Origin of the sequence: Variovorax paradoxus (assembly GCF_030815975.1) — a bacterium.
Classification (GTDB): Bacteria; Pseudomonadota; Gammaproteobacteria; order Burkholderiales; family Burkholderiaceae_C; genus Variovorax; species Variovorax paradoxus_N.
In genome coordinates, this window is sequence record NZ_JAUSXL010000002.1 from 4,264,090 (window position 1) to 4,276,888 (window position 12,799).

11 protein-coding genes are annotated in these 12,799 nt (G+C 67.3%); 6 read left to right on the forward strand and 5 right to left on the reverse strand.

The window, feature by feature from the left end; translation table 11 throughout:
* Nucleotides 1–274: 274 nt before the first annotated feature.
* Nucleotides 275–1,036: an ABC transporter substrate-binding protein gene (locus QFZ47_RS23710; RefSeq protein ID WP_307657968.1), complete on the reverse strand. Its 762-nt coding sequence runs from the start codon at nt 1,034–1,036 to the stop codon at nt 275–277.
* A 60-nt stretch (nt 1,037–1,096) separates the two neighbouring features.
* Nucleotides 1,097–1,915, reverse strand: a complete 819-nt coding sequence (locus tag QFZ47_RS23715; RefSeq protein ID WP_307657969.1) for a substrate-binding domain-containing protein — start codon at nt 1,913–1,915, stop codon at nt 1,097–1,099.
* Nucleotides 1,916–2,049: 134 nt separating this feature from the next.
* Here QFZ47_RS23715 and QFZ47_RS23720 point away from each other — a divergent pair, with 134 nt between their 5' ends.
* Both QFZ47_RS23720 and QFZ47_RS23725 read left to right on the forward strand, forming a co-directional pair.
* On the forward strand, nt 2,050–2,823 hold the full coding sequence (locus QFZ47_RS23720; RefSeq protein WP_307657970.1) for an AraC family transcriptional regulator: 774 nt from the start codon (nt 2,050–2,052) through the stop codon (nt 2,821–2,823).
* Nucleotides 2,824–2,863: 40 nt separating this feature from the next.
* Nucleotides 2,864–3,772: a DMT family transporter gene (locus QFZ47_RS23725; protein ID WP_307657971.1), complete on the forward strand. Its 909-nt coding sequence runs from the start codon at nt 2,864–2,866 to the stop codon at nt 3,770–3,772.
* Here QFZ47_RS23725 and QFZ47_RS23730 read toward each other — a convergent pair.
* Entirely contained in the window at nt 3,758–4,042 is a 285-nt protein-coding gene (locus QFZ47_RS23730; protein WP_307657972.1) for a DUF1488 family protein, read from the reverse strand. The two genes, QFZ47_RS23725 and QFZ47_RS23730, sit on opposite strands and share 15 nt — an antisense overlap.
* Nucleotides 4,043–4,259: 217 nt before the next feature.
* Between QFZ47_RS23730 and QFZ47_RS23735 the strand changes: the two genes are divergently transcribed.
* Nucleotides 4,260–5,318 (forward strand): ATP-binding protein, encoded by a 1,059-nt coding sequence (locus QFZ47_RS23735; RefSeq protein WP_503169955.1) that lies wholly within the window; start codon nt 4,260–4,262, stop codon nt 5,316–5,318.
* Between the two features lie 137 nt (nt 5,319–5,455).
* Complete coding sequence (locus tag QFZ47_RS23740; protein ID WP_307657974.1) at nt 5,456–5,875, forward strand: hypothetical protein; 420 nt, start codon at nt 5,456–5,458, stop codon at nt 5,873–5,875.
* A gap of 38 nt (nt 5,876–5,913) precedes the next feature.
* On the opposite strand, the gene QFZ47_RS23745 is transcribed toward QFZ47_RS23740, so the two are convergent.
* Both QFZ47_RS23745 and QFZ47_RS23750 read right to left on the reverse strand, forming a co-directional pair.
* Complete coding sequence (locus QFZ47_RS23745; RefSeq protein WP_307657975.1) at nt 5,914–6,819, reverse strand: response regulator; 906 nt, start codon at nt 6,817–6,819, stop codon at nt 5,914–5,916.
* On the reverse strand, nt 6,797–10,192 hold the full coding sequence (locus QFZ47_RS23750; protein ID WP_307657976.1) for a hybrid sensor histidine kinase/response regulator: 3,396 nt from the start codon (nt 10,190–10,192) through the stop codon (nt 6,797–6,799). Before QFZ47_RS23750 ends, QFZ47_RS23745 begins: the two co-directional genes overlap by 23 nt.
* 248 nt (nt 10,193–10,440) lie before the next feature.
* Between QFZ47_RS23750 and urtA the strand changes: the two genes are divergently transcribed.
* Together urtA and urtB are read left to right on the forward strand one after the other, a co-directional pair.
* Nucleotides 10,441–11,709, forward strand: coding sequence for an urea ABC transporter substrate-binding protein (gene urtA, locus QFZ47_RS23755; protein ID WP_062366818.1), 1,269 nt, complete (start codon nt 10,441–10,443; stop codon nt 11,707–11,709).
* A 148-nt stretch (nt 11,710–11,857) separates the two neighbouring features.
* Nucleotides 11,858–12,772: an urea ABC transporter permease subunit UrtB gene (gene urtB / locus QFZ47_RS23760; protein ID WP_021007788.1), complete on the forward strand. Its 915-nt coding sequence runs from the start codon at nt 11,858–11,860 to the stop codon at nt 12,770–12,772.
* The last annotated feature ends 27 nt before the right edge of the window (nt 12,773–12,799 follow it).

The following is a 12,799-nucleotide window of genomic DNA, read 5'->3' on the forward strand; positions in this document are numbered from 1 at the left end:
ACCTTGCTCCGCGAATGTCCTCCGGCCTGCGGCCTCCCCCTTGATTTCGCTGCGCAAGGCACCCCATCGGCGGGAGCGTTATTCAGAGCAGTCGTTGATCAGCTGTGCACATAGAGCGTGCCCAGGTGCACAGGGCATCGGGTGCTCCCCGCAGCGAAATAAAGGAGGAGCCGAAGGCGGGGGACATTCGTGGAGGGGAGTACCCGGTGGCCTGTGCACGCGCCCTGAACGAGAGCGCCGAAGCCACGAGCGCCCTGAACAACAGCGCAAAAAACTACAGAGCCGCGCCAGTAGAAGCCGGCGCCACGATCGCCCCTTCGATGCGGTGACGCTGAAGCGCATCGGCGACGAAGCCAATCGCCTTCATCTCCTCGACGAAGGCCGCCAGCAGCGCCTGCGCCTCGGCACCGCGGCTCGCGGGCGTGCCCATGGCCTGCTGGATCACCATGAAACGGCCGGGCAGCACGCGCACGCCCGGTTCGCGCCGTGCCTCGGCTTCGAGCAGCTGGCGAATGCCGGCGGCCACGTCGACCGCGCCCGAACGCAGCGCCGCCAGCGCCGGGGCCGCACCCTGGAGACGGACGATCTCGGCCTGCTTGATCTCGCGCGTAAGGAACAGGTCGTAGGCGCTGCCCGCGCCGACCGAGATGCGATGGCCCTTGGCATCGACCTGCGTGTTGTCGGTGAGCGGCGATGATTCGCGCACGAGGTAGCTGCCCTCGATCAACACGTAGGGCGCGGTGAACAGCAGCCCTTCGCCGCGCGCCGGGTCGATGGCGAAGAAGCCGATGTCGGCCTTCTCGTTCTTCACCGCGTCGACCGATGCCGCCGCCTTCTCGAACACCACCAGCTCGATGCCCACGCCGAGCCGCCGCGCGAACTCGCGCGCGAGATCGATCGACACGCCCACAGGCTCGCCCGTGGCCGCGTCCTTGTTCGCGAGGATCGGGTTGCCGAGGTTGATGGACGCGCGCAGCGTGCCGCTGGGCGCGAAGGCGGAAACAAGAGCGGGGGCAATGCGCTGTGGCTGGTTCATGGCGTCCATCGTTCTAGGAGGTTGATGAATGCCAGTTTACTGACCCGCCGCATCAACGCCTCAGCGCGCCGTCAGCGGCTCGAGCCCGGTCTTCGCGATGGTCGGCGCCGCCTCGGGCGAGTTGAGATAGCGGATCAGCTGACGCGCTGCCTCGGGCTGCTTCGAGGCCGTGGCAATGCCGGCCGAGAACACCGTCACGCGCTGCACCTCGGCCGGCAGCGGGCCGATGTAGTCGATGCCCGCGATCGGCAGCAGCTCACTCACCTGCTGCAGCCCCAGCGCCGCGTCGCCGCGCGCCACCACGGTGCCCACGCGCTCGCTCAGGATGCGCTTGCTCTTGGGCTTGACCTGGTCTTCGATGCCGAGCTTCTTGAGCAGCTCGGTCTCGTAGTAGGTACCGCTCGCGCTGGCCGAGTAGGCGATCGAAGGCGCCGCCAGCAGCGTGCGCTTGAGCGCATCGACCGTTGAAATGTCGGGCTTGGGCGCGCCCTTGCGCACCGCAAAGCCGATGGCCGAGCGCACCAGGTCGACCTGGCTGCCGGGCACCACCTTGCCTTGCGCCACCAGCGCGTCGAGCGCGGGGCGCGCGAGGATCACCACGTCGGCCGGTTCGTTGCGCGACAGCCGGCTCGGAATGGAGTCTTCGGCATTGCCCATCGACGCGCCATAGGCGGTCTTGACCATGCGGCCGCTGCTGCGCTCGAAACCGGGGCGCAGCTCGTTGTACGCGGCCGTGAAGCCGCCCGAGGTCATCACATGGATGTCGCCGGCGGTGGGCGGCGGGCTGCCGAAGCTGCCGCATCCGGCAAGAACGGCCGCGGCGGCCAGCAGGCTGGCGCGGCGGGTCAGGCGGTCGAGCGAGAAGGGATGGGTCTTCATGGTGTCTCCTGATGAATCACATCATCCTAGGCAGCGAGGCTGTCAATCGGCCTTCAGCGCCTTCGGGGTAAACACCAGGGCCTGTGGCCCGGCTGGCAGAATCCGGGCCAGCAGCCTCGCTGCCTTTCAAACCAATGACCTACCTCCGCAGCGTGCTCTTCGAAAGCGGCTCCGTCAGCTGCCAGCTTGCCACGCTGGACACGGCCGAGCCCAGCTGGAGCCCACCCTATCGCGTGCAGGGGCCCCGCTTGCTGCTGCCGCAGACCCAGCGCTTCGAATGCCGGCTTGATGCGGACGCCTTCGTCTGCGATCCGGCCGCCGCGCTGTGGCTGTCGCCCGACGGGCCCTACCAGTTGAAGCACCCGATGGCGGGCCAGAAAAGCATGGTGCTCACGTTCGCCGAAGACCTGGCACCGGCGGGCAGGTCGTACCTGCCGTTGAGCAGCCAGCTGCTTCTGCGCCGCTGCCTGCAAGCCCATGCGATGCAGGCGATCGATGCGCTCGAGATGCAGGAGCACCTTGCCGGATTGATCCAGAGCGTGCGACCGGCCGATCGGCCGGGCCCGTCGAAGATCCACCGCGCGGTCGAACGCGCCCGCGACCATATCGCCGCGGCGCCGGAGCGCAGCGACACGCTCGACGAGATCGCCAAGGCGGTCCACTGCTCGGCGTTTCACCTGGCGCGCCGCTTCCGCATGCACACGGGAACGAGCCTGCATGGCTTGCGCAACCAGCTGCGCATGACGCTTGCGCTCGATCGGCTGCGCGAGGGCGAAAGAAGCATCAGCGCGCTTGCGGCCGACCTGGGCTTTGCAAGCCATGCGCACTTCACGGTGGCATTCCGGCGCGCCTTCGGCATGGCGCCGAGCCAGATGCGCACGAATCTGGAAGCGCGCCGCCTGCATTGATCGAACACTGCATGCTTCGTTTCAGCGGAGCAGGCAGATCATGGTCAATGCGCGTCTTTCAGCCGGCCTGGCCGCCGGTGTGGCCTCGGCGCTGATCGCGGGCATCTGGCAGGTCGCGACGCGCCATTCGACCACCACCACGATCGCCCCGGCCGACCTGGCCATCCTGCGCTACGGCATACCGGCCATCGTGCTCATGCCGGTGTGGTTGCGCGTGGGGCTGCTGCCTCGCGGCGTGCCGCTGCGGTGGTTGATCGGAATGGTGCTTGGCGCAGGGCTGCCATTCGGGCTCATTGCGATGACCGGCACAAGATTCGCGCCCGCAGCGCACATGGGCATCTTCATGGCGAGCGCATGCCCGCTCTTTGCCACGGGTTTGGCCTGGATGCTCTGGCATGAACGTCCCGACCGACCGCGCGCATTGGGCTTGGCGTTCCTTGCGGCAGGCATCGGCATCCTGGGCGCGGGCAGCTTCCGCGGCTTCGATGCGGGCGCCTGGCGGGGCGATCTGCTCTTTCTTCAAGCGGCCGCGCTGTGGGCAGGCTTCACGCTGTCGTTCAGGCGCGCCGGCCTCGGCGCATGGGAGGGCGCGGCGGTCGTCAACGCGTGGTCGGCGATCCTGCTCGTTCCGTGGCTGCTGTGGCGGGGCGAAACGGGCTTGCTCGATGCGCCGCTGCGCGATGTGCTGTGGCAGGCGCTGATGCAGGGCGCGGTCGCCGGATTGCTGGGGTTGTGGATCTTTGGCGCGGCCGTCGCGCGTCTTGGCGCGTCGCAGGCGGCCGCATTCGGAGGACTGGCACCCGTTTTCTCTGCCGTGGGCGGATGGTGGTGGCTGGCCGAGCCGATCACGGGAGTCGACCGGCTCGCCATTGCCAGCGCCGTGATCGGCGTGACACTGGCAAGCGGTGCCTGCACGCGCGGTGCGCGCGTGGAATCAACCGCGGGGTAGGTCGAACTCGCGCAGCATCACGGGCTCGATCGAGCCCTGCGCAACCCGGCGGCGCACGGCCGCTTCGAGCTGGTCCGCGTACTGCGCGAAGATTTCCATCGGGTCGTCGCCCTGCGCGCCGGGGCGGAAGCGGTAGCGCAGGATGTCCCGGCTGATGCTCGCGCCCATGGGGTGGCCATCGATGAGCACCCAGAAGCGGACCGTGCCGGAGGCCTCGTGGAAGAAGGGAGGATCGACGGGGACCGTTCCGGAAAGAGGCTGTTCAGACATGGAATGTGTTCCGGTTCGAGGAGCCTCAGGATACGCTTCATCGAGTACCCCTTCTGCGGCGCGCCCGGACTGCCTCGCTCGGCGCGCCTCCTGTTGTCCTACAAAGTGCCATACTCCGCCCAGCATGCGCCTGAGCCAATTCATCAAAAACAATATCGAACCCATTCTTGTCGAGTGGGAATCCTTTGCACGAACAATGATCCCGCCGGCGGAGACCATGTCCGTTGTCGAACTTCGGGACCATGCGCATGAAATCCTGCTGGCCATTGCTGGCGAAATGGAATCGGCCCAGTCTGAAAAGGAGCGCGAGGCAAAGTCCAAGGGACTCGCGCTGCCGTTCCTGAGAGAGACTTTTGCCGCCGAGCACGGCGGCCTGCGCCAGCGGGTGGGATTCGATCTCTCCCAGCTGGGCGCGGAATACCGCGCCCTGCGGGCCACGGTTCTTCGCTTGTGGATGGGGCACGTCGGCACGGTCGATGCCGCGGTCCTGGAAGAGGTGGTGCGCTTCAACGAAGGCATCGACCAGGGCCTTGCCGAGGCCATGGCCACCTATTCGGACCATGTGGCCAATTCCAGGGACACCTTCCTGGCCGTGCTGGGGCACGACCTGCGAAACCCGTTGAGCGCGCTCAGCTCCTGCATTCATCTGCTCGAGCTGGCAGGCGAGGCCAAGCCCAAGGCGCGCACGCTCCAGATCGCCAGGCGAAGCATTGCGTCGATCAGCGACATGGTCACCGACCTGCTCGAGTACACGCGCACCCGGCTCGGCCGCGGCATCGAGGTGGCTCCACAGAAAGGCAACCTGGGCGCGCTGTGCCAGGAGGCCTTCGACGAGGTCTGCGCGGCCTATCCCAAGCGGGAACTCGTTGCCCAGCTTCCGGCCGATGTGGTCCTGATGTTCGATGCGCCCAGAATGCGCCAGGTCCTCACCAACCTGCTGAGCAACGCCGTGCAGCATGGAGACCCCGCCTATCCCGTAGCCCTGGTGATCCGGGACGAGGGGCCGCATGTGACCCTGATCGTCAGGAACCAGGGAAGGCCAATTCCCCCCGATTCGATGCAGGTCATCTTCAACCCGCTGGTGCAGGTTGCGACACGCGAATCGGCACCGCACGAGCGCCCCGCCACGAGCCTGGGCCTGGGCCTCTACATTGCGCGGGAGATCGTGACGGGGCACGGCGGCACCATCACGGTGACCTCGTCCGCGGCGGAAGGCACGGCGTTCACCGTCCATTTGCCGCGCGGCGGCAAGCAGGCGATCCAGCCCGGCGCGTGATGCCGACAGGCGCCGCGCAGCTATCCATTGCATAGCGCCGACGACTGCACCGGCCCGCCGTGAAGACTTTGGACTACAAGTCGGATTTCCGGCCGCGTCTAGCTTGGCCTTGTCGAAACATCAACAAGGAGACTTCGATGAAGCTGACACGACGTATTGCACCGACCCTGGTTGCGGTTCTCATGGGCGCCTGCGTGGCCCCCCTCGCATTGGCTGCGGGTGGCGGCGGTGGTGGTGGTGCTGGCGGCGGGGGAGGCGGCGGCAGCGCCGGTGCAGGCGTGGGTGCGGGCGCAGGCGGCAGTGGCGCAGGCGCGGCCAACGGGTCCAACGCCTCGGACAATGCGGCCACCCCCGCGACGCCCGCCACACCTGCAACGCCGGCCACGGCGACATCGCCTGCTACGCCAGCCACGCCTGCGACACCGGCAACGCCGTCTCCGCAATCTTCTTCTTCCTCGATGTCTGCTACGCCTGCGACGCCGGCCGTGCCTGGTTCGAAGGCCGACAACACCACGACGACGCCCGCGGTGCCTGCAACGCCGGCGCCGAAGAGGTAAGAAAACAAGTCAGGCCAGCTGCACGCTGGGCAGCTGGATCAGCCCAACTGACCGCTGGCCAGTGCCGCCGCGGCAGCGCGCGTCTCGACCCCCAGCTTCTCGAAGATGTGCTCGAGGTGCTTGTTGACCGTGCGCGGGCTGGTGCCGAGGATCTCGCCGATGTCGCGGTTGGTCTTGCCCTTGGCAAGCCATGAGAGCACCTCGGTTTCGCGTGGCGTGAGCGCCGCTTCGGCCAGCCGTGTCGACGGCGTGCCCGCGGCCCCTTCGCGCTGCGTTGCGAACAGGAGCATGGTTTCGCCGAGCGCCGCGGCGCCAAGGTTGCGCACCGAAATGCGTGCACCTGCCGCTGTGACCAGCGCAATGGCCGCGCCGGGCGCCAGCGCGGGTTCCAGTGCCGTGGGCAGCAACCCGGCAGCCGGCGCTGCATCGAGCGCATGCAGCCACAGCGCGGCCTGCGGTGAGCGCCACGCGATGCGCCCGCGTGCATCGACGAAGACCACGCCCATGCCGGCCACATCGACTGCGTCGCGCGCCATGCGCGTGATGCGTGCGTTGCGCGTGTGCGTGTGCAGCCGCGCCAGCACCTCCTGCGCGCGGATCGGCTTCACCACGTAGTCGACGCCGCCGCACTCGAAGCCCTCGACCACATGCGCGGTTTCCGAAAGGCCGGTCATGAACAGCACCGGAATGTGCGCCAGCGCCGCATTGGCCTTGATGCGCCGGCAGGTCTCGAAACCCGACAGGCCGGGCATCAGACCATCGAGCAGGATGGCGTCGGGCACCACGAGTTCGAGGCGCTGCAGCGCGGCCTCGCCGTCGGCCGCGACCAGCACGGTGTAGCCGCTGGACTCGAGCGTGTCGCACAGCATGCCCAGGCTGCTGGGCGCATCGTCCACCACCAGCACCACGGGGCGTTCGGTTTCAGGGGGCGAGAGTGTCTGCATCTTCTTCTGCGAGTGCCTTGCGGAGATTGTCGAGTTCGAAACGATTGACCATGCCGCGCAGCCAGGTGCAGGTCACGGCGGCCGGCGGAGAAGCGGCGGCGAGCCGGTCGAGCACCTGGTGAAGGCCGCGCACGTGGCCCATCTGCACCAGCCGCATCAGCTCGGCGCGGTCGTCTTCCGAGAGCGCGAGCTGCTCCGGCCGCGGCGCGATGTCGATGGCGGGCGGCACCGCATCGTTCGGCGCCAGCCATTCGAGCCCGAGGTGGCGCTCCAGCGTGGCGATCAGCTGCGACTCGATCACCGGCTTGCCCACGAAGGCCTGGCAGCCTGATGCGCGCAGCAGCTCGCCCTGGTTCTCGAACATGTTGGCCGAGACGATGATGATCGGCAGGCGGTCGAAGCCCGAAGCGCGCACCAGTGCCGCGGTCTGCCAGCCGTCCATGTCGTCCATGGTGAGGTCCAGCAGGATCGCGGAGGGCAGGTTCTCGCGCAGGCTGTCGAGGCATTCGGTGCCGCTCGCGGCCTCGCGCACCTCGAAGCCCAGCGGCGCGAGCATGCCGGCCAGCATCTGGCGTTGCACCGGCTGGTCGTCGACCACCAGCAGCGTGCGGCGTGCGCCGATGTAGCCCGACACCTGCCGCCGCAGTGCGCCGGCCTGCGCCTGCGGGCCGGGGTCAGCCACTTCGCGCAGGTACACCCGCACGCTGAAGGTGCTGCCCGCGGGCGAGGTGGCGGCCAGCGCCAGCTCGCCGCCCATCAGCGACGTGAGCAGGCCCGTGATGGTGAGGCCGAGGCCCGTGCCCGGCTCGCCGCGCCGGCGCCCGGCGGCGCCGCGCTCGAAGGGAAGAAAGATGCGCTGGTGGTCCTGCGGCGCCACGCCGATGCCGGTGTCGACCACGTCGAAGCGCAGCACTTCGCGCCGTGCATCGACATGCAGCGTGACCGTGCCGCTGTCGGTGAAGCGCACCGCGTTGGCCAGCAGGTTGATGAGAATCTGGCGCAGCCGCTTGGCATCGGCATGCACCCAGGGTGGCAGCCGCCCGCTGTGGGTGTAGACGAAGGCAAGGCCCTTGTTCTCCGCCTGCGGCCGCACCATGTGCACCACCTCGTCGAGAAAGGCAGGCAGCGCGAGCGCGGCAGGCTCCAACTGCAGGCGGCCGGCCTCGATGCGCGCCAGGTCGAGCAGGCCGTCGATCAGCCCGAGCATGTGCTCGCCGCTGCGCTGGATGGTCTGCACCGCTTCGCGCGGCGGCGCCACGGCCTCGCCCTTGAGCAGGATCTGCGAGTAGCCCAGGATGCTGTTGAGCGGCGTGCGCAGTTCATGCGTCATGCCGGCCACGTAGCGGGTCTTGGCCTGGTTGGCGGCTTCGGCGGCTTCCTTCGCGGTTTGCAGCGCGGCGTCGGTGCGCTGGTGCGCCTCGATCTCGACGGTGAGCAGGTGGTTGTGGCGGTTCGATTCCTCCTGCGCCATCTGCCGGCTCTCGCTGCCCAGCACGATCCACCAGGCGGCCACCGCCGCCACCAGCGACAGCAGCGCGAACACCTTGAGGAAGGCGCTGCGCAGGGCAGGGTCCACCGCGTCCGCGCCCACGATGGCCTCCTGCGCATACACCACGCCCATCACCGTGGCCAGCAGCGCCACCAGCGAGGTGGCCACCATCAGGTAGTGCGCCACGCGAAAGTTGAGCCGGCCCGACAGCGCGGTCGGCAGCAGCGCCTGGAGCCAGCCGCTCATCTGCTCGGCCGCGCGCGAGTCGGTCTTGCAGCGGTCGTGGCAGCGCGATTCCAGCGTGCAGCACAGCGAGCAGATCGGCGCGCTGTAGGCCGGGCAGTGCGCCATGTCCTCGGATTCGAAGCTGTTGTCGCACACCGAGCACTTCACGATCTGCCCGGGCGTCCAGCGCCGGATGTCGCTGCGCGCCAGGTAGTAGCGCCCGCGCGTGCGCCAGGCCAGCAACGGCGAGACGAGCAGCGCCGTTGCCAGCGCGATGAAGGGCGAGAACGCGCGGGCCCATTGGCCCAGCACGCCCGAATAGGCCAGCATCGCGAACGCGGCCGCCACCAGCATCGCACCCAGGCCGACCGGATTGATGTCGTACAGGTGCGCGCGCTTGAACTCGATGGTGCGCGGGCTCCAGCCCAGCGGCTTGTTGATGACCAGGTCGGCCACCAGCGCACCGACCCAGGCGATCGCGATGTTGCTGTAGAAGCCCAGCACGTGCTCGAGCGCCGCGAACACGCCCAGCGTCATCAGCAGAATGGCGATGACCACGTTGAACACCAGCCACACCACGCGCCCCGGGTGGCTGTGCGTGAGCCGCGCGAAGAAGTTCGACCATGCCAGCGAACCCGCGTAGGCGTTGGTGAGGTTGATCTTCATCTGCGAGACCACCACGAACAGCGTGGTGATCGCAAGCACCCAGGCCGGGTCGCGCAGTACGTACGAAAAGCCCGTGAGGTACATCAGCGTGGGCTCGACGGCATGCCTCGCCGGAATCTCGTGCTGGAGCGCAAGAAAGGCCAGGAAGGCGCCGCCCATCATCTTGAGCATGCCGGGCACGATCCAGCCCGGCCCCGCCACCAGCACAGCGGCCCACCAGCGGCCCCGGTTGGCGGCCGTCTTCTCGGGCAGGAAGCGCAGGTAGTCGACCTGCTCGCCGATCTGCACCACCAGCGAGAAGGCCACCGTGGCGGCGGCGCCGAACATCATCGGGTCGAAGCTGCTGCTGCCGGAACTGCGGCCCACCAGGCCCGTGAAGTCGGCATACAGCCCGGGGTTCTTCACCAGCACCGCGATGAACGGGCAGACGAACAGCACGATCCAGATCGGCTGCGTCCACAGCTGCAGACCCGAGATGAGCGTGATGCCGCGCATCACCAGCGGCACGATCACGATCGACGACAGCAGGTAGAGCAGCGGCAGCGGCCAGTCGAGGTACAGCTGCAGCGCCAGCGCGAGGATCGCCGCCTCCAGCGCGAAGAAGATGAAGGTGAAGCTCGCGTAGATCAGCGAGGTGAGGGTGGAGCCCAGGTAGCCGAAGCCCGCGCCGCGCGTGAGCAGGTCCATGTCCACGCCATGCCGGGCCGCGTAGTAGGAGATCGGCAGGCCGGTGAGGAAGGTGATGAGCCCCACCACCAGGATGGCCCACAGCGCATTCGAGAAACCGTAGCTCAGCGCAATGGCACCGCCGATGGCCTCCAGCGCCAGGAACGAGGTGGCACCGAAGGCCGCATTGGCGACGCGGAACTCCGACCACTTGCGAAAGCTGCGCGGCGTGTAGCGCAGCGCGTAGTCCTCCAGCGTTTCGTTCGCAACCCACGCGTTGTAGTCGCGGCGGATGCGAAAGATCTTCTGGCCGGTGACGGATGGCATGGTGGGCTCTGGCGGCGAGGGCGGCGGTGGCATGGCAGGCAGACACAGCAAGAAGCGCTCCCTGCCTTGCACCACCTGTGCACGGCTTGCGAGTCTGGACGCAGGCGCGCTCCTGGCCGCTACGTTGAATGACGTATTCGCGGCGCCGCGGGTGATTTCTAAAGTACCAGCCATGGTGCTCGGGGCACCGTCCGATGCACTTCGATGGTGCGCGGCTCACTCTTTTTTCAACCCGCCTGGAGTTCCTGATGTCGCGTGATTCAGAAGATCTTTCCCTCGATGCCCTGGCATTGCGCCGCCGCCGGCTGCTGCAGGGCGCCGCCGCGTTGCCCGTGATGGGCCTGAGCGGCCTGAGCTTCGGCCAGTCGCAGTTCCCCACGGCCAAGGTCAACACCACCAAGCTCGCGGTGACCGACACCGAAGTGACCGTGGGCCAGCTGCATTCGTCCTCCGGCACCATGGCCATTTCGGAGACCGGCTCGATCCAGGCCGAGCAGCTCGCCATCGACCAGATCAACGCGATGGGCGGCATCCTCGGGCGCAAGATCAAGGTCATCAAGGAAGACGGCGCCTCCGACTGGCCGACCTTTGCCGAAAAGTCGAAGAAGCTGTTGGTCAACGACCACTGCGCCGCGGTGTTCGGCTGCTGGACCAGCGCTTCGCGCAAGGCCGTGCTGCCGGTGTTCGAGAAGGAGAACGGCCTCCTGTACTACCCGACCTTCTACGAAGGCCTGGAGCAGAGCAAGAACGTGATCTACACGGGCCAGGAAGCCACCCAGCAGATCATCTGGGGCCTGGACTGGGGCGCGAAGGAGAAGAAGGCCAAGACCTTCTTCCTGGTGGGCTCCGACTACATCTGGCCGCGCACCTCGATGAAGATCGCGCGCAAGCACATCGAGAACTTCCAGAAGGGGTCGGTCAAGGGCGAGGAGTACTACCCGCTGGGCCACACCAACTTCAACTCGCTGATCAACAAGATCAAGGTCGCCAAGCCCGACTGCATCTTCGCGGCGGTGGTGGGCGGCTCCAACGTGGCCTTCTACAAGCAGCTCAAGGCCGCGGGCATCACGGGCGACAAGCAGTTCCTGCTGACGCTGGCCGTGACGGAAGACGAGATGACCGGCGTGGGCGGCGAGAACTTCGCGGGCTTCTATTCGTCGATGAAGTACTTCCAGTCGCTCGATAACGCGAACAACAAGAAGTTCGTCGAAGCCTTCAAGGCCAAGTACGGCAAGGACGCGGTGATCGGCGACGTCACGCAGGCAGGTTATCTCGGCCCGTGGCTCTGGAAGGCGGCGGTGGAAAAGGCCGGCAGCTTCGACGTGGACAAGGTGGTGGCAGGCTCGCCGGGCATCGAGCTGAAGACGGCGCCCGAGGGGTACGTGAAGCTGGACGCGAACCATCACCTGTGGAGCAAGGCGCGCATCGGGCAGGGGCAGCTGGATGGGACGTTCAAGGTGGTGGCGGAGTCGGCTGAATTGATCAAGCCGGATCCGTTTCCGAAGGGTTATCAATAAACCCCTGATGACTTTCTCCCTCCCCCTCTGGGGGGAGGGCAGGGGTGGGGGCCGGCGGCGTTGCCACTGGGCACGCCCTGCCTGCCCCCATCCCAACCTTCCCCCAGAGGGGGAAGGAGCCGATACCCCAACACCGGAACACGTTGCCATGACTCTGTCGGACATGATGAACATCGGCCTCATGCAGGGCTTCGCGGGGCTGAGCCTCTTCGCGGTGCTGCTGCTGATGGGCCTGGGCCTGGCGATCATCTTCGGCCAGATGGGCGTGATCAACATGGCGCATGGCGAGTTCATGACCATCGGCGCGTACTCCATCTACCTGGCCGCGCGCGTCACCGAAAGCCTCGCGCCCGCGTTCATGCCGTATTACTTTCCGATCGCGATCGGGCTGGCCTTCGTGTTCGCCTTCATCGTCGGCTGGATCGTGGAGTGGGTGCTGATCCGCCATCTCTACAAGCGCCCGCTCGACACGCTGCTCGCCACCTGGGGCGTGAGCCTGGGCCTGCAGCAGATCTTCCGCACCTTCATCGGCCCGAAGGAAGTGAGCCCGACGCTGCCGGAGTGGCTCATGGGCTCGTGGACGCCGCATGAGGGCCTCGACATTCCGATCAACGGCCTGTTCGTGCTCGCGCTGACCGCGCTGGTCACGGGCGGCGTGCTGATTGCGCTGCACAAGAGCCGCTGGGGCCTGCGGGTGCGCGCCACCGTGGCCAACCGCACCATGGCCAACGCTACAGGCATCGACACCATGAAGACCGACCGCCTGACCTTCGCCATCGGCTGCGGCATTGCCGGCATGGCGGGCGCGGCCTTCACCACCATCGGCTCGACCGGGCCGACCTCGGGCTCGCTCTACATCGTCGATGCCTTCCTGGTGGTCACCTTCGGCGGCGCTGCCAGCCTGCTGGGCACCGTGGTCTCGGCCTTCGGCATTGCGCAGACGCAGTCGATCTCGGAGTTCTTCATGACCGGCTCGATGGCCAAGGTGCTGACGCTCTCGCTGATCGTGCTGATTTTGATGATGCGTCCGCAAGGCCTGTTCGCGGTGAAGGTGCGCCGTTGATGAACCCGAATCCTTTCTGGAGAACGT

Coding starts and splice junctions, on each gene's coding strand:
- QFZ47_RS23745 (WP_307657975.1), bottom strand. CDS start 6,819: ATGCAGACACTCTCGCCCCCTGAAACCGAACGCCCCGTGGTGCTGGTG.
- QFZ47_RS23710 (WP_307657968.1), bottom strand. CDS start 1,036: ATGAACCAGCCACAGCGCATTGCCCCCGCTCTTGTTTCCGCCTTCGCG.
- QFZ47_RS23740 (WP_307657974.1), top strand. CDS start 5,456: ATGAAGCTGACACGACGTATTGCACCGACCCTGGTTGCGGTTCTCATG.
- QFZ47_RS23750 (WP_307657976.1), bottom strand. CDS start 10,192: ATGCCATCCGTCACCGGCCAGAAGATCTTTCGCATCCGCCGCGACTAC.
- QFZ47_RS23735 (WP_503169955.1), top strand. CDS start 4,260: ATGTCCGTTGTCGAACTTCGGGACCATGCGCATGAAATCCTGCTGGCC.
- QFZ47_RS23720 (WP_307657970.1), top strand. CDS start 2,050: ATGACCTACCTCCGCAGCGTGCTCTTCGAAAGCGGCTCCGTCAGCTGC.
- QFZ47_RS23725 (WP_307657971.1), top strand. CDS start 2,864: ATGGTCAATGCGCGTCTTTCAGCCGGCCTGGCCGCCGGTGTGGCCTCG.
- urtA (WP_062366818.1), top strand. CDS start 10,441: ATGTCGCGTGATTCAGAAGATCTTTCCCTCGATGCCCTGGCATTGCGC.
- QFZ47_RS23715 (WP_307657969.1), bottom strand. CDS start 1,915: ATGAAGACCCATCCCTTCTCGCTCGACCGCCTGACCCGCCGCGCCAGC.
- QFZ47_RS23730 (WP_307657972.1), bottom strand. CDS start 4,042: ATGTCTGAACAGCCTCTTTCCGGAACGGTCCCCGTCGATCCTCCCTTC.
- urtB (WP_021007788.1), top strand. CDS start 11,858: ATGACTCTGTCGGACATGATGAACATCGGCCTCATGCAGGGCTTCGCG.